A 14,822-nucleotide genomic window follows, 5' to 3' on the forward strand; every position below is an offset into this window, starting at 1 on the left:
CCTGCCCAGCGCGGTGCGGATCCGAACCTGGGCGGTTGACAGGGGCTACTTGTCGGTAACAGACTGCGGTTACCGCAAGTAACGAGTGGTTTTTCACGGCAGTATGTGGAGGGGAACATGGCGGAGTTCACGCTCGAACTCAACGATGACCAGAAGCAGGTCCGTGACTGGCTTCACGGCTTCGCCGCGGATGTGATCCGTCCGGCGGCTTCGGAGTGGGACGAGCGTGAGGAAACGCCCTGGCCCGTCATCCAGGAGGCGGCCAAGGTCGGCATCTACTCCCTCGACTTCTACGCCCAGCAGTTCTTCGACCCGACGGGGCTCGGCATCCCGATGGCGATGGAGGAGCTCTTCTGGGGTGACGCGGGCATCGCCCTGTCCATCGTCGGTACGGGCCTGGCGGCCGTGGGCGTCCTCGCCAACGGCACCGAGGAGCAGATCGGGACCTGGATCCCGCAGATGTACGGCGACGCCGCCGACGTCAAGGTCGCGGCCTTCTGCTCCTCCGAGCCGGACGCGGGCTCCGACGTCGCCTCGATGCGTACCCGCGCGGTGTACGACCAGGCCAAGGACGAGTGGGTGCTGAACGGCACCAAGACCTGGGCGACCAACGGCGGCATCGCCAACGTCCATGTCGTCGTCGCCGTGGTCGACCCGGAGCTGGGGTCCAAGGGGCACGCCTCGTTCATCGTGCCGCCGGACACCCCCGGACTCTCCCAGGGCCAGAAGTTCAAGAAGCACGGCATCCGCGCCTCGCACACCGCCGAGGTCGTCCTGGAGGACGTCCGGGTCCCCGGCCACTGTCTGCTCGGGGGCAAGGAGAAGCTCGACCAGCGCCTGGCGCGGGCCCGCGAGCGCGCCGCCTCCGGTGGCGAGCGGGTGAAGAACGCCGCGATGGCCACCTTCGAGGCGTCCCGCCCGGCGGTCGGCGCCATGGCGGTCGGCACTGCCCGTGCGGCGTACGAGGTGGCGCTGGACTACGCGAAGACCCGCACCCAGTTCGGCCGTCCGATCATCGACAACCAGGGCATCGCCTTCCAGCTCGCGGACATGCGTACGCAGATCGACGCGGCCCGGCTGCTGGTCTGGCGCGCCTCGTGGATGGCGACCACCGGCAAGCCGTTCACCTCGGCCGAGGGCTCCATGTCCAAGCTGTACGCGAGCGAGACGGCGAAGAAGGTCACCGCCCAGGCCGTCCAGATCCTCGGCGGCAACGGCTTCACCCGTGAGTACCCGGTGGAGCGGATGCACCGGGACGCGGCGATCTACACGATCTTCGAGGGCACGAGCGAGATCCAGCGCCTGGTCATCGCCCGCACCCTGTCGGGCATGCCGATCCGCTGAGACCGTCCCGCCGGGGCTGCCCCCGGACGCCGGACGGGCCGAAACGCAGGCCCGTCCGGCGTCCGGGGGCGCGGTACGTCAGGCCGGCAGGTGGGACTCGATGGCCGCGACGAGCTCGGGCGCCTCCGGCTCGACGCGCGGGCGCAGACGCGCGACCACCTCGCCCGCCGGGGAGATGAGGAACTTCTCGAAGTTCCACTGGACGTCACCGGCCTCGCCGTCCGCGTCCGCCAGCTGCGCCAGCTCGGCGTAGAGCGGATGGCGCCCTTCGCCGTTCACGTCGGTCTTCTCCAGCAGCGGGAAGCTGACACCGTACGTCGTCGAGCAGAAGGTCCGGATCTCCTCCGCGCTCCCCGGCTCCTGGCCGGCGAACTGGTTGCACGGCACGCCGAGCACGGTGAACCCGCGGTCCGCGTACTCGTTCTGGAGCTTCACCAGGCCCGCGTACTGCGGGGTGAGTCCGCACTTGGACGCGACATTCACCAACAGGACCACCCGGCCGCTGTAGTCGGCCAGGGAGGTGGGCTCGCCGGTGAGAGTGCGCAGGGGGATGTCGTGCAGCGTCATGAGGGTCTCCTCGTAGATGTGACTTCCGCAGCCATTGTCACGCCCGGAGCCGGTCCGTACGAAGCCGGCCGTCCGGCTGTCCGGAGCCCGCGCACGCCACCGACCTGCGGGAGTCCCGCCATCGCGTCGAACGCGGCATGACCCCGATGAGCGACCTGTGTGCGGTATGTGCCTCGTGCCGAACTCCTGTGCCTCGCCCAGGAGATCGGCAGGAGGTCGGGCGCCTGCTCCGTCACAGGGGAGGCGCCGTGTGCGCGGAGCCGATCGCCTTGTAGTAGAGCGTCGTCGGCTTCAGGACCCCGGCCGGGTCTCCGGCGTAGTCCGGGATCGAGCCGCACTCCGTCCAGCCCGCCGAACGGTAGAGCCGCTCGGCCGGACTTCCGGTCTCGGTGTCCAGGACCAGCAGTGTGACGCCTGCTCCGGCGGCCGACCGTTCGACGGCGTCGAGCAGTGACCGGCCGAGGCCCCGGCCGCGGGCCGACGGACGCACCATCAGTTTGGCCACGTCCGCGCGGTGGCGGGCGTTGGGCAGTTGGGCCCGGACCAGGCCGATGGTTCCGGCGACCCGTTCCGCGTCGCGGGCGATCCAGACCTGAAGCAGGCCGGCGTCGACGGCCCCGGCCCTCTCCCGCCACCAGGCGGCGGCCACGTCACGGTCCAGCGGCGCGAGGAAGCCCACCGACGATCCGCCGTTCACGGTCTCCACCAGGAGGGCGGCCAACTCATCGGCGTAGGTGACCAGTTCGGGGCCGTGCGCGGGGACGATCTCGGTCATGTACGGAGTCCTTTCGCGGCCATCGCGGCGTTCGCGGCTGTCATGGCAGAACGATCATCAGGGCATAGCGGACCGGATCCGGTCCCGGACAGTGGAAGTGCGAGGGGCCGCGCAGCCGGAACCGAAGGCAGTCGCCGCTGCGCACGGTGTGCGCGGTGCCGTCGACGGTGATCTCGACCGTTCCCTCCAGTACCCAGACATGCTGCTCCACGCCGGACACCGGTGCGTTCTCGTACCCGATGGCGGCCCCCGCGTCGAGGGTCCCCTCGATGACCTCCGCGCGCAGACCGGTGTGCGGAGGCGACACCGAGCGGCGTACGAAGCCCGATGCCTCGTCCCGCCAGACCGGCTGCCGTGCGGCGGGGACGAGTTGCGGGGGTTCCGCCTCCACCTCCAGCAGCAGCCGGGACATCGTCCGTTCGTAGACCGTGCACAACTTGCCGAGCAGGGTGGCGGTCGGACTCAACTCGCCGCGCTCCAGCCGGGAAAGTGTGGAGCGGCTCACCCCGCTGCGTCGCGAGAGTTCGTCCAGCGACCAGCCGCGTTCGGTACGCAGTTCGCCCAGCCGCGCGGCGAGCCGGGCATCGACGGAGCCGGGCTCCGCCTCTTCGGTTTCTCTCACGATGGAGATGATATCCCTGGACGGAGACGGATTGTGTCATGGTGTCCCCCGAAGCGGCTGTTCTGCCGACAGGGTGCCGACATGGCAGGCTTGTTCGGGGAGGCCCCGGTGGCCCACTCGGGTCCGCCGGGTTGCTCTGCTACCAGAGGAGGCCACAATGGCCAGTACCGCCAACGGGCCGAGAGTGGCGCCCGACGCCACACCGGGTTCGCACCACCCCTTCCGGCTCGGCTGGACCGCCTTCGCGGCGGTGCTGATGATCTTCGGCGGCGCGATGGCGGTCTTCGAAGGAATCGCCGCCATCGCCAAGAGCGACGTTTTCATCACCACGCGCAACTATGTGTTCCAGTTCAACCTCACCGGCTGGGGCTGGATCCACCTCGTGATCGGCATCGTCATCGTTCTCGCCGGCTGCGCGCTGTTCACCGGAGCCGAATGGGCACGCGTGGTGGGCATCGTGCTCGCGGGCCTGGGCGCACTCGCCAACTTCCTCTGGCTGCCCCACTACCCGCTCTGGTCCATCGTGCTCATCGCCATCGACGTCTTCATCATCTGGGCGCTGTGCGCGGATCTGCAGTGGGAGAAGCCGCAGCGGGAGAAGAAGGTCTGAGGTCACGGCAGGGGCCCGTCATCCTGGATCCGGCCGGGCGACGGCCGGGGACGGCGCGAGCCTGAGCGTGACGACATAGGAGACCACGACCGAGACGATCACGAGCGGCATGACGGTGAGGCCCTCGGACCCCAGCAGCAGCGTCGCCAGCAGCACCGACGTCATCGGGAGCTTGAGCATCGCCACGCACATGGCGCCGATGCCCATCGCGAAGCCCGGCGTGAGGCCCAGTCCCGGGAGATGGGACAGGGCGATGCCGCCCGCCGCTCCCACGAACATCGCCGGGAAGACGGGGCCTCCCCGGAAGCTGCTCAAGGACGCGCAGTACGCCACCGCCTTGCAGAGGACCAGCACCACAAGCGTGCCCACCGGGTATCCGGCGCTCCCGGCCAGCAACGGATCGAGGGCGTTCTCCCCGGAGTACAGCACCCCGGACGCGTCCCTTCCGGTGCTCTCCGCGTACACGAGGGCGGCCACGCCGACGACCAGGCCCATGACGACGGTGGCCACCACGGTCCGCCGCTCCACCCGTTCCTGGAGGAACCGGGCGAGCCGCTGGACGCCCGTGCCGACCACGGCCGCGGCCAGGCCCACGACGAGTGCCCAGCCGAACTGCGCGATGTCGGGTCCCGATGCCCGGGGCACATGATGAAGTGCCAGGGAGTACGTCCCGCGCCCGGTCCACGAGCCGAGTCCGGTGAAGACGAGCGCGCCGACGCCGGACGCCAGCAGACCCGGCACCAGGACCATCCCGAGCATCATCCCGGCCAGTCCCGAGGCCTCCATCAGGAGAAAGGCACCCAGGAGCGGCGACCCCAGCAGCGCGCTGATGGCGGCGAAGCTTCCCGCGGCTCCCAGCACGGCACTCGCGCCCGGCTCGAGGCCGGGCCTGACCAGGCGCGCCACATACACGGCCAGTCCGCCGCCGAGCGCGATGAGCGGCGCCTCGGGACCGAGCACCGCTCCGACGCCCAGTGACGCGAGCGCCGCCAGCACGACGCCGGGCAGTTCCGCCGCCGAGGGCGCCCCCGTGCTCACCATCCCGTCGGCGGGCCGGTGACCGCCCTTCCCCGGCAGGTGGCGGATGGTCAGCCCGACCAGCAGGCCCGCCACGGCGAGCAGCGGCACCGGCCACCAGGACGGCGTACCGGTGAAACCGAGCGCTCGGGGCAGGTCGTGGTAGGTCAGCGACTGGAGTTCGTGGACGAGCGCGAGGAAACCGAACGCCACCGCCGAGACCGGGACTCCGATGCCCGCCGCCATCACGAGGAGCAGGGCGTAACCACGGGTGCGGATCAGTGCGAAAGGGTCCGCTGCCGTCGTGGCGGGTGGTGCGGCGGGCTCGGTCGACATGGTCGTTGTCTCCTCGGCGTCACAACCAGTCCGGAACACGCTGTCCCGCAAGCGTCCACAAGGAGTTAGCACAATGCGCGGTTGCCGCCGTGATGTACCCGCTGGGCGCGTGCGGCGATTCCCGTACTGCCATTCCTCTGGACCAGCGGACGGACCGGCTTCCCGGGACGGCTCAGACGTCCCGGGCCGCGGGAAGCCGCCCCGCCCGCACCGCGTCGACGAGCGCCCGGTGGTCCCGCTCGTTCCGGTCGGCGTACTTCTCGGCGAAACACACCAGTGCCCGGTCGAACGAGGGGCCGCGCCCCAGATAGGCCGCGATGGCGATCCGGTCGCCGGAACGCGCGTGGGCACGGGCCAGCGTGGTGCCGCATGCCTCGCCGAACACCCGCATGCCGGACGGCACCATGTCCTGCGGCTCGACGATGCCCTTCCAGTCGCGCAACTGGCGTATGTAGAAGTCGCGGGGCCTGCCGTCGATCCCGTCCACCCGCTGCCAGCCGAGGAAGATGTCGCCCGCCGCCTGCATCAGCCGCTGCCCCGCGACCACGCGTTCGCCCTCGTTCCGGTACGGGCCGGCGCCCGCATGGGGCGCGAGCACCGACGGGCCGGCCTCCTTGGCCTGGAGGAGCAGCGGATCCTCGCCGTCCCTGCCGAGCATCAGGATGATCCAGCAGCGCGTGCCGACACTGCCGACGCCGACCACCTTGCGTGCCATGTCCACGAAGCGGAAATCGGAGAGCAGGGTCCGCCGGTCCGACGGCAGGCTGTGGCCGTAGCGCGTGATCAGTTCGCGGAACTGCTCCTGCGTCGCGTCGCGCTCGTCCTCCGGGAACAGATCGGCGACCGGTACGAGCAGCGGCGGATCCGCTGCGATGCGTGGCCGGCCGTCCACGGTCTCGGTGAGCCGGTCGAAGGCCTGCAGGTTGTCCCGGGTGCGGGCCTTCGCCGCGGCGCGGGCCAGCTTCTCGCGGCCGCGCTTCGCCAACTGCCGGGACGCCAGCGCTTCGAGACGGCCGATGTCGGTCCGTGAGTACCACACGTCGAGATTGCGCATACCGGCGAACCGGATCATCGACTCCCGGTACGACCGCACCGTGGTCCGCACGACGTCCGCGCGCTCCTCGTCGGTGAAACCGTTCGCCCGGCCCGCGACGGCGAAGCTGGTCGCCAGGCGTTTGACGTCCCATTCCCAGGGGCCGGGCGACGTCTCGTCGAAGTCGTTGATGTCGAACAGCAGGTTGCGCTCCGGCGAGGCGAACAGCCCGAAGTTCAGCAGATGGGCGTCCCCGCACAGTTGGGCCCTGATCCCGGAATCCCTGGTGATGGCCAGGTCGGAGGCCATGATCGCGGCGGCGCCCCGGTAGAAGCGGAACGGCGACTCGGTCATCCGTCCGTAGCGGATCGGCACGAGCTCGGGCACTCGGGCCGCGGACTGGGCTTCGAGGATGCCCAGCGGGTCGGCCGACGGCTCGAAATCGGCATGGCTCGACCGCGGCACTTCACGCCGGGCCGCCCTGCCGCGGGCCGCTCGCTGCTCGGGCGTCGCATCCGGCGCCGTCCTGAGCGGCGAGGTCGCCTCGCGGGGCGCCGGGGCCGGGTCCTGGGGCATCGGGGCCCTCCTGACTGCTCCACGGGCGTGGGCCGCTCCCGCGCACCGCACCCGCCGGCACATCTGCGCCCTGCGTCCGATCATCGCGGCTCGTCCCGGTTCCGGCATCATCTGGACGCAGTCCGTCACGTCCCACGCCCGCACCGCTACTGTCGGTCCGCGCGGCCGTGACGCAGGCCGACCCGCCGCCAGATCGCACGCTGACACTTGAGCGCGGCCGTGCCCACCACGATCAGCACCGCGATGTTGACCAGCAGCTGGATGAGCGAACCCCGGGCATTGGACCAGCTGGTGAACGCGGTGGAGACGCTGAGGTCCGCGGCGGCCGGGATGGTCGTGACCGAGATGAAGACGCCCAGCAGGGCGCTCGTCCTGGCCTCGGTGAGGGACACGATGCCGACGATGCCGGCCAGCGTCGCCACGGCGACCGAGAAGAAATTGGGGGTGTTGATCAGGTTGGAGACCGGCCGCAGCCCTGCGTCGAACGCTGCCGACTGGAGGCCGAATCCGCGGATCAGGAGACTGAAGAGGAAGGTGACGAGGATCGTCAGCAGGAAGCCCGTGAACAGCGCCGTCAGTCCCTGCCGGATCCTCGGCCGGTCGCCCCGGTCGATGCCCAGGGCGACGCTGACGATGGCACCGTACTCGGGGCCGACGACCATCGCCGCGACAATCAGGATCTGGGAGTTGGTGACGATCCCGACCGAACCGATGAGGCCCGCGATGACCAGGTACAGATAGAAACTCGGCGGGTATCGCCCCTCGGCGCGGATGCGGGCCTCCACCTGCTCCCACACGGGTGCGCGGGCCAGTGGCCCGAGCCGCTCGGTCCCGGCCTCGGCCGCCCGGCCGGAGAAGACCATGTCCACCGGTTCGATGACGATGGAGCCGCGCCGGTCCAGGTGCAGTGCGCGCAGGCTGCGCAGCACGTCATTGGCGGCTCCCGTCAGCACGTCGCACGCGATGCTGTCGCCGTCCGGATTGCGTGCCGCCCCCGGCTGCACCAGCAGGTTCAGCACACAGGCATCACCGGCCAGCCGGTCCACCACCTGGTCGGTCAGGTCCGGCGGGCTCACCGCGCGGACATGGATCATGTCCATCCTGTACCTCCACGAAGTCCCGCCCAGGCGCCGCCGGTCACGGCCGGACCGGGTGCGCGGGCGGTCCCTCCTCCAGTAACACCGCGGGCGGGACGGCGGGCAATCCGGGCCGTACGGCACCAGGGGGCCCGGGACGCCCGAGTGGGCGAACACGGGGCACTGGGCGGATAGTGGTACCGAGCGGGGGCCGTCCGGGATTGGATGCGCATGGACCGATACCCACCCATAGCCGAACACGGGCTGGTGGGCGACCTGCAGACCGCCGCACTGGTCTCCTCGCAGGGAGTCGTCGACTGGTTCGCCGCCCCCAGGTTCGATTCCCCCAGCATCTTCGCCGCACTGCTCGACCATGACGGCGGCGGCTTCTTCCGGCTGGCACCCGACGACCCCGAGAGCTCCTGCCGGCAGCTCTACTACCCGGACACCGCGGTCCTGGTCACCCGCTTCATGTCGCCGGACGGCGTGGGCGAGGTGCTCGACTGGATGCCGCCCGAGCGCACCGGGACCCCCACCGACCGGCACACTCTGGTGCGGTACGTGCGCGCGGTGCGCGGGACCGTACGGTTTGCCATGGAGTGCCGGCCCCGGTTCGACTACGGCCGGGCCTCCCACGAACTCGATCCGATCCCCGGGGGAGCCGTGTTCCGGGCGCCGGGGATCGCGGCACACCTGCGGACCGGTTTCTCCGTGGTACGCGACGGCCAGGACGCCGTGGGCGAAGTGGTGCTGAACGTCGGTGAGTCGACCGTCGCGGTCTTCACCGTCTGCGCGGCGGACGGGCCCGCGCCACCGGCGCCGACCGTCGACGCCACCACGGAACAGCTCTGGGAGGTCGTCGACTTCTGGCAGCGGTGGGTGCGAACCTCCCACTACCGGGGCCGCTGGTCCGACATGGTCATCCGCTCCGCCATCACGCTCAAGCTGCTCACCTACGCCCCCTCCGGCGCACCGGTCGCGGCGGCGACCACGGGCCTGCCGGAGCAGGTCGGCGGCGAACGCAACTGGGACTACCGCTACACCTGGGTCAGGGACGGCGCGCTGTCGGTCCGGGCCCTGCTCGACCTCGGGTTCGTGGACGAGGCGATCGCCTTCACCCACTGGCTCGGCGACCGGCTCCGGGAGGACAGCGGAGAGGAGCCCCTCCGGATCATGTACCGCGTCGACGGGGAACCCCTGCTGACGGAGGAGATCCTGGCCCACTTCGAGGGCTACCGGGGCTCGTACCCGGTACGGCTCGGCAACGCGGCCGCCGGCCAGTTGCAGCTCGACATCTACGGCGAGGCCCTCTACGCCCTGTCCGAAGGCCGTGAGGTGGGCGTCCAGGCGGGCTACCAGGGCTGGCAGGTCGTGGCCCGGACGCTCGACTGGCTCGTGGACCACTGGGACCGGCCCGACGAGGGGATCTGGGAGACCCGCGGCGGACGGCAGGACTTCACCTACAGCCGGGTGATGTGCTGGGCGGCGTTCGACCGCGGCCTGCGCCTGGCGTCCGAACTCAGCCGACCCGCCGACACCGCCCGGTGGACCAGCACCAGGGACGCCATCCTCGAACAGGTCATGGACCGGGGCTGGAGCGAATCCGAGCAGGCGTTCGTCCAGTACTACGGCGGGGGAGTGCTGGACGCCTCGCTGCTGCTGATGCCCAGGGTGGGGTTCCTCGCCCCGAGGGACCCGGGCTGGCTCGCCACGCTCGATGCCATGGACCGCACACTCGTGTCCGACAGCCTCGTCTACCGCTACGACCCCGCGGCGTCCCCGGACGGACTGCGGGGATCCGAGGGCACGTTCAGCCTCTGTACCTTCCTCTACGTCGACGCCCTGGCCCGCGCGGGCCGGCTGCGCAAGGCCCGCTACACCTTCGAGAAAATGCTCACGTACGCCAACCATGTCGGCCTGTTCGCCGAGGAGATCGGCCCCAGTGGTGAGCAACTCGGCAATTTCCCACAGGCGTTCACCCACCTCTCGCTCATCACGGCGGCCCGGACCCTGGACGAGGCGCTGGACCGGGCACGCGCCGGGGAGCGCGGCTGACGGCGCTCAGAGCGACGGCTGCCGGGACGGGGGACCGAGGAGGACGGCGGTGTCGCCCGGCCGGATGTCCGGGGTCCGCGTGTGGGTGACCGGGGCGAGCCGCCCGTCGGGGCGGACGACGAACAGCACGTCGTGTCCGGCCGGGACGGCGCCGTCGGCCCGCCGCGCCAGCACCCGGGCCCCGGCCTCGTACCGGCGGGCCAGCTCCGGGCCGGTCAGGCCGGTACGGAAGAGAGGCTCGCCCCCGGTGTACGGCGCCACCACGCCCTGGCTGTCGGCGGCCGGAGCGAGCCGGTGGACCGGGCCCTCGACGCTCTCCCGCAGGGTCATGGCGGCGAGTGCGTTGAAGTCGTCCTCCTCGGTGAGCAGCAGCACACCGGTGATGCCCGCCAGCTCCGCCCCGGCACCGGAGGCCGCCGCGAGCAGTTCGCCCGGCGCCAGGGGCAGCCCGGCCTCCTCGATCCGGGCCCGCTGCCGCTCGGCGCCCGCCCACATCAGCACGTCCAGCCCCGCCGAGCTCAGCGCGCGCCCCAGGTCGACCGCCCAGGGTGCGCCGCCGACCAGCAGCGGCCGGGACCGGGACGGGCGCAGCACCCCGAGCCGCCGGGCGACCGGGAACGCCGTCAGGCCGTACAGGGTGACGGTGGCGACGATCACCACGAAGGTCGCGGGCAGAATCCGTTCGGCGCCGTCGACGCCCCGCGCCACCAGAGTCGCCGAAAACGTGGAGGCGGTCGCCGCGGCGACGATGCCGCGCGGGGCCATCCACCCGATGAACCATCTCTCCCCGCCGCGGACATCGGTACCGGCCGTCGACACCAGCGCCACGAGCGGGCGCACCACCAGGACCAGGAGGGCGACCAGCGCGAGCGAGGGCAGCACCACATGCCGCAGCGAGGCCGGGGTGACCGTGGCCGAGATGGAGATGAACAACAGGCCGATGATCAGCGAGACCAGTGTGTCGAGGAACGGCCGGCGGGCCGGAATGTCCAGGCCCGGCAGATTCGCCATGGCCATTCCCATGACGACCGCGGAGATGAGCCCGGTGTCCTCGCGGAGCGCGTCGCAGGCGGCCGCGATCCCGATCACCGCGGCGATCTGCGCGGATGTGGCCAGTTCCTCGCTCAGCCGGGCACGACGCAGCAGCAGCCACAGCACCCCCGCCCCGACCACGCCGCCCACCGCACCCACTGCGGCGCTGGCCGAGAACTGCTCCAACTGGCTCCCGAACCCCTTGAGTTCACCGGCGACGACGGCGTGGAAGACGAGCGCCCCCAGGATGCCGCCGACCGGGTCGATCAGGGAGCCCTCCCAGATCAGGACGCGTTGCAGCCGCTCGGAAGGCCGGACGAAATTGAGCAGCGGCCCCACGACCGTCGGCCCGGACACGACGAGGATCGCGCCCAGCATCACGGCCGCGCCCTTGGACATGCCCAGCACCGGAACGGCGAACAACGCGGCGGACAGCCAGGTGATCAGCGCCCCCAGCCAGAGCAGCCTGACCACGATGCGACGCGTATGGCCCCGGAGCCGCCCGATCTCCAGGCCGAGTCCGGCTTCGTAGAGGATCACCGCCACCGCGAGGGAGACCAGCGGGGAGAAGGCATCGCCCAGCAGCTTCCCGGGATCGACGTTGTCCGTCAGCGCCCCGGCGACGAAGCCGACCGGCAGCAGGATCAACAGGGCGGGCACCCGCAGCCGGCTCGCCAGCAGTTGCGAGCCGACCGCCAGCACCACGACGAGGCCCACACCCACCATTACTTCATCGGCCGTCATGTTCGTGCCTCCTCGGACGCGTGCTGCCCGGCAACCATCGGCGGCGGTGGGGGAAGGGCGGGGCGCGGCTCGCACCACTCGGCCGTTGGAGGGACCCGTTGTCCCTCCGATGGCGTAACCGGGCCGCGTTCGTCCGCACCGCACGACCGAGATGCGCACCGGCCCGCCCGCTGCTCCAATGACGGAGGCACAGGCCCCGGCCGGACGCGGGGCAGTCGAGACTCCGAGGAGCCGGTGTGAGCAGCGAGACCGACGAGACAGGGCCGATCGACTACCTGGTGGTCGAGTTCCCGGGGAACCGGATGACGGGCGAAGGACTGCCCCTGCTGGTCGACCTGGTCGACCGGGGAATCATCCGGATCCTGGACCTGGTCTTCGTCAGGAAGGACCAGGACGGCACCGTCGCGGGCGTGGAACTCTCCGAGCTGACCGCGGACGGCCATGAAGACCTCACCGTGTTCGAAGGCGTGTCCTCCGGCCTGCTCGGCCGGGACGACATCGACGAGGTGAGCGCGGTTCTCGAACCCGGCAGCGCTGCCGGGATCGTCATCTACGAGAACGTGTGGGCCGGACCGCTCGCTGCCGCCCTGCGCCGCTCCGGGGGACGGCTCGTCGCCAACGGGCGCATCCCGATCCAGGAGGTCCTGGCATCGCTCGACGCGGCCGAGGCCGGGTCCAGGGCCTGAGCCGCCGTACCGGGCCGGCCGGATTCGCGGAGCCGGCCGTCGGCCGTTCTCGCAGAGCCAGTCAAAGGAGATGCACCATGCCAGGCCTTCTTCGTGGCGTCGCCCGTACAGCGGTGATCGCCGGAACCGCCACCTCCGTCTCCAACCGGGTCTCCCGGCGCCAGGCGGGCCGCTGGGCGCGGCAGGACGCCGAGCAGGCGCAGCCCCGGCCCGCCCCCGCGGCGCCACCGCCTCCGGCGCCCACGTCCCTCGCGCCGGCGGACGAGATGAGCAACAAGATCGCCCAGCTCAAGGACCTCGGCGACCTCAAGAGCCAGGGTGTGCTGAGCGAGAGCGAGTTCGAGGCCCAGAAGGCCAGGATCCTCGCCGGCTGACCGGTCCGGCCGTGCGACCGGGCCCGCGCGCCCGCCTCACTTGCGCTTGTCGTCCCAGGGCGTGCCCATCCAGCTGTCGAAGGTGCGGATCAGCGCGCTCAGCGCGGCTGCGAGCCGCCAGTCGACCCACGGCGCGTGGACATGGATCTCGTCGTCGTCCGAGAAGAACTCCAGCGGAACCTCCCGGCCGGCCCGCCAGATGATGCGCCGGGGTCCGCGCGCCGCATCGCCCCCGCCGCTCAGGAGGCTGCCCACGCCGATCGCCACCTGGATGGGGAGCAGCAGCCACCACACGTACCACCAGAAGATCCGGCCCTTGAAGCCGACCGCCTCCGGGCAGCCCACCTGGGCGACCGTCCAGCGGGTCCGCAGCCCCTTGCCGTGGAGGGCCTTCTCACGGACGAGCGTGCCGATGAGCTCGCCCTGCACGCCCAGCACCCGGTACGTGGCGACGCCGTCGACCGCGGACGCGGTGACCAGGGTGGCCAGTCGGGTCCGGCGCTCGGGGTCGGCCCACAGGACGAAGGAGCGCGCACCTGTCCCGCGGGCCGCGAGATACGCCGGTATCCCGCCCTCCGGCAGTTCGCGCTCCACATGGGCGACCACCCGGGACTCGCCGCCGGGCGCGTCGGCGAACTCGACGACACGGCTGACGGGCGAGGTCTCCCCCGGAACCGGCTTCAATGTCAGCACGCTGCTCACCAGTGAACTCCTCCGTCGTGTGCTGCTCGGACGTGTGTGTGCTGCTCGGACGTCGCACGGTGGACGGGCGTCCTGAGAAGATCGATCCGTGGAATTCGCCGAGCCCCTCCCCGAGCCCCTCCCCGGATCCGGTACCGGACCCTCGCCCGAGGACGACCAGGCAGGCCGTACCGCCCGGCGACGGGTGGTGCTCTGTCGCATGTGCGGCCGCCCGCTCACCGGTACGGAGTCACGCCGCACCGGCCTCGGCCCCGCCTGCGACGCCAAACTCCACCCGGCGCCGCCGGACATCCGCACCCGCCGCCACGAGGTCGAGCAGGACCCGCTGCCCGGCATCTGACCGGGCAGGCCCTGGGGCCTGTCCGGCGGATCATGGCCGGGGTCGCCGGGCAGGCCCTAATCGCCGAGACGGCGGAACAGCCCCTCCTGCACCACGGACACCAGCAGATTGCCGCCGCGGTCGTAGATCCGGCCACGCGCCAGCCCCCGGCCGCCCGTGGCGACCGGCGACTCCTGGTCGTACAGGAACCACTCGTCGGCCCGGAACGGCCGGTGGAACCACATCGCGTGGTCCAGCGACGCCATGTCGAAGCCGCGCGGACCCCACAGCGGCTCCACCGGGATACGGACCGCGTCGAGCAGCGTCATGTCACTGGCGTATGTCAGCGCACAGGTGTGCACCAGCGGATCGCCGCCCAGCGGGCCGACCGCCCGCATCCACACCGCGCTGCGCGGGTCGGCGCCCTTGACCTCTTCCTTCGTCCAGCGCAGCCGGTCGACGTACCGGATGTCGAAGGGCTGCCGCCGAGCCATCCGTTCGAGCGCCTCCGGCAGCACGCCCAGGTGCTCCCGGACCTCCTCGGCGACGGTCGGCAGCTCCTCGGGATCCGGGACCTCGCGGGCCGGCGGCAGCTGGTGCTCGAAGCCCGCCTCCTCCGGCCGGTGGAAGGACGCCGTCAGATTGAAGATCGTCCGGCCCTGCTGGACGGCCGTGACCCGGCGCGTGGTGAACGACCGGCCGTCCCGGACGCGCTCCACCTCGTACACGATCGGCACCCCCGGACGCCCCGGGCGCAGGAAGTACGCGTGCAGCGAGTGGACCGGCCGGTCCCCGTCGGTGGTCCGGCCGGCCGCGACCAGTGCCTGGCCGGCGACCTGCCCGCCGAAGACCCGCTGCAGGGACTCCTGAGGGCTGCGCCCACGGAATATGTTGACCTCGATCCGCTCCAGGTCGAGCAGATCGACCAGGCGCTCGGCGGGATTCGTCATGCCG

The 14,822-nt window shown here is 71.4% G+C and carries 15 protein-coding genes; 6 read left to right on the forward strand and 9 right to left on the reverse strand.

Translation table 11 applies throughout. From position 1 onward, the window contains the following. Positions 1-117: 117 nt before the first annotated feature. Positions 118-1,344: an acyl-CoA dehydrogenase family protein gene (locus OG520_RS34695; protein WP_399334197.1), complete on the forward strand. Its 1,227-nt coding sequence runs from the start codon at positions 118-120 to the stop codon at positions 1,342-1,344. 78 nt (positions 1,345-1,422) lie between these two features. Here the strand turns inward: OG520_RS34695 and OG520_RS34700 are convergent, their stop codons facing one another. The 3 genes from OG520_RS34700 to OG520_RS34710 all read right to left on the reverse strand — a co-directional run bounded on the left by OG520_RS34700 (position 1,423) and on the right by OG520_RS34710 (position 3,308). Then, entirely contained in the window at positions 1,423-1,911 is a 489-nt protein-coding gene (locus OG520_RS34700; protein WP_406015732.1) for a glutathione peroxidase, read from the reverse strand. Between the two features lie 232 nt (positions 1,912-2,143). Further along, positions 2,144-2,686, reverse strand: a complete 543-nt coding sequence (locus tag OG520_RS34705) for a GNAT family N-acetyltransferase (protein WP_406015733.1) — start codon at positions 2,684-2,686, stop codon at positions 2,144-2,146. A 40-nt stretch (positions 2,687-2,726) separates the two neighbouring features. After that, entirely contained in the window at positions 2,727-3,308 is a 582-nt protein-coding gene (locus OG520_RS34710; RefSeq protein WP_406015734.1) for a helix-turn-helix domain-containing protein, read from the reverse strand. 157 nt (positions 3,309-3,465) lie between these two features. On the opposite strand from OG520_RS34710, the gene OG520_RS34715 reads away from it, so the two are divergent. Continuing rightward, positions 3,466-3,918, forward strand: coding sequence for a hypothetical protein (locus OG520_RS34715; protein WP_406015735.1), 453 nt, complete (start codon positions 3,466-3,468; stop codon positions 3,916-3,918). Between the two features lie 18 nt (positions 3,919-3,936). Here OG520_RS34715 and OG520_RS34720 read toward each other — a convergent pair whose 3' ends face one another. The 3 genes from OG520_RS34720 to OG520_RS34730 form a co-directional block, all read right to left on the reverse strand. Continuing rightward, positions 3,937-5,271 carry a chloride channel protein gene (locus OG520_RS34720; protein ID WP_406015736.1) on the reverse strand — a complete coding sequence of 445 codons (1,335 nt, stop codon included), beginning with the start codon at positions 5,269-5,271 and terminating at the stop codon, positions 3,937-3,939. Positions 5,272-5,443: 172 nt separating this feature from the next. Further along, positions 5,444-6,880, reverse strand: coding sequence for a DUF2252 domain-containing protein (locus tag OG520_RS34725; RefSeq protein ID WP_406015737.1), 1,437 nt, complete (start codon positions 6,878-6,880; stop codon positions 5,444-5,446). Positions 6,881-7,026: 146 nt separating this feature from the next. Next, positions 7,027-7,980, reverse strand: a complete 954-nt coding sequence (locus tag OG520_RS34730) for a DUF389 domain-containing protein (protein ID WP_406015738.1) — start codon at positions 7,978-7,980, stop codon at positions 7,027-7,029. 201 nt (positions 7,981-8,181) lie between these two features. Here OG520_RS34730 and OG520_RS34735 point away from each other — a divergent pair, with 201 nt between their 5' ends. Continuing rightward, positions 8,182-10,011 carry a glycoside hydrolase family 15 protein gene (locus OG520_RS34735; RefSeq protein ID WP_406015739.1) on the forward strand — a complete coding sequence of 610 codons (1,830 nt, stop codon included), beginning with the start codon at positions 8,182-8,184 and terminating at the stop codon, positions 10,009-10,011. 6 nt (positions 10,012-10,017) lie between these two features. On the opposite strand, the gene OG520_RS34740 is transcribed toward OG520_RS34735, so the two are convergent. Continuing rightward, complete coding sequence (locus OG520_RS34740; protein ID WP_406015740.1) at positions 10,018-11,787, reverse strand: cation:proton antiporter; 1,770 nt, start codon at positions 11,785-11,787, stop codon at positions 10,018-10,020. 236 nt (positions 11,788-12,023) lie between these two features. Between OG520_RS34740 and OG520_RS34745 the strand changes: the two genes are divergently transcribed. Together OG520_RS34745 and OG520_RS34750 are read left to right on the forward strand one after the other, a co-directional pair. Further along, complete coding sequence (locus tag OG520_RS34745; protein WP_266422901.1) at positions 12,024-12,473, forward strand: DUF6325 family protein; 450 nt, start codon at positions 12,024-12,026, stop codon at positions 12,471-12,473. A gap of 77 nt (positions 12,474-12,550) precedes the next feature. After that, the gene (locus OG520_RS34750; RefSeq protein ID WP_406015741.1) at positions 12,551-12,847 is read left to right on the forward strand and encodes an SHOCT domain-containing protein; all 297 of its coding nucleotides are present in this window, start codon (positions 12,551-12,553) and stop codon (positions 12,845-12,847) included. A 36-nt stretch (positions 12,848-12,883) separates the two neighbouring features. On the opposite strand, the gene OG520_RS34755 is transcribed toward OG520_RS34750, so the two are convergent. Then, complete coding sequence (locus OG520_RS34755; RefSeq protein WP_406015742.1) at positions 12,884-13,549, reverse strand: hypothetical protein; 666 nt, start codon at positions 13,547-13,549, stop codon at positions 12,884-12,886. An 88-nt stretch (positions 13,550-13,637) separates the two neighbouring features. Here OG520_RS34755 and OG520_RS34760 point away from each other — a divergent pair, with 88 nt between their 5' ends. After that, positions 13,638-13,889, forward strand: a complete 252-nt coding sequence (locus OG520_RS34760; protein ID WP_399334218.1) for a DUF6011 domain-containing protein — start codon at positions 13,638-13,640, stop codon at positions 13,887-13,889. A 56-nt stretch (positions 13,890-13,945) separates the two neighbouring features. Here the strand turns inward: OG520_RS34760 and OG520_RS34765 are convergent, their stop codons facing one another. Then, positions 13,946-14,818, reverse strand: a complete 873-nt coding sequence (locus OG520_RS34765; protein WP_406015743.1) for an acyl-CoA thioesterase — start codon at positions 14,816-14,818, stop codon at positions 13,946-13,948. Positions 14,819-14,822 lie beyond the last annotated feature (4 nt).

It is taken from the genome of Streptomyces sp. NBC_00984, from assembly GCF_045162475.1.
Classification (GTDB): domain Bacteria; phylum Actinomycetota; class Actinomycetes; order Streptomycetales; family Streptomycetaceae; genus Streptomyces.

Bases quoted from the DNA above. Each gene is read 5' to 3' on its own strand.
- OG520_RS34750 (WP_406015741.1), top strand. From the start codon at position 12,551: ATGCCAGGCCTTCTTCGTGGCGTCGCCCGTACAGCGGTGATCGCCGGA.
- OG520_RS34765 (WP_406015743.1), bottom strand. From the start codon at position 14,818: ATGACGAATCCCGCCGAGCGCCTGGTCGATCTGCTCGACCTGGAGCGG.
- OG520_RS34700 (WP_406015732.1), bottom strand. From the start codon at position 1,911: ATGACGCTGCACGACATCCCCCTGCGCACTCTCACCGGCGAGCCCACC.
- OG520_RS34705 (WP_406015733.1), bottom strand. From the start codon at position 2,686: ATGACCGAGATCGTCCCCGCGCACGGCCCCGAACTGGTCACCTACGCC.
- OG520_RS34740 (WP_406015740.1), bottom strand. From the start codon at position 11,787: ATGACGGCCGATGAAGTAATGGTGGGTGTGGGCCTCGTCGTGGTGCTG.
- OG520_RS34695 (WP_399334197.1), top strand. From the start codon at position 118: ATGGCGGAGTTCACGCTCGAACTCAACGATGACCAGAAGCAGGTCCGT.
- OG520_RS34725 (WP_406015737.1), bottom strand. From the start codon at position 6,880: ATGCCCCAGGACCCGGCCCCGGCGCCCCGCGAGGCGACCTCGCCGCTC.
- OG520_RS34715 (WP_406015735.1), top strand. From the start codon at position 3,466: ATGGCCAGTACCGCCAACGGGCCGAGAGTGGCGCCCGACGCCACACCG.
- OG520_RS34735 (WP_406015739.1), top strand. From the start codon at position 8,182: ATGCGCATGGACCGATACCCACCCATAGCCGAACACGGGCTGGTGGGC.
- OG520_RS34730 (WP_406015738.1), bottom strand. From the start codon at position 7,980: ATGGACATGATCCATGTCCGCGCGGTGAGCCCGCCGGACCTGACCGAC.
- OG520_RS34720 (WP_406015736.1), bottom strand. From the start codon at position 5,271: ATGTCGACCGAGCCCGCCGCACCACCCGCCACGACGGCAGCGGACCCT.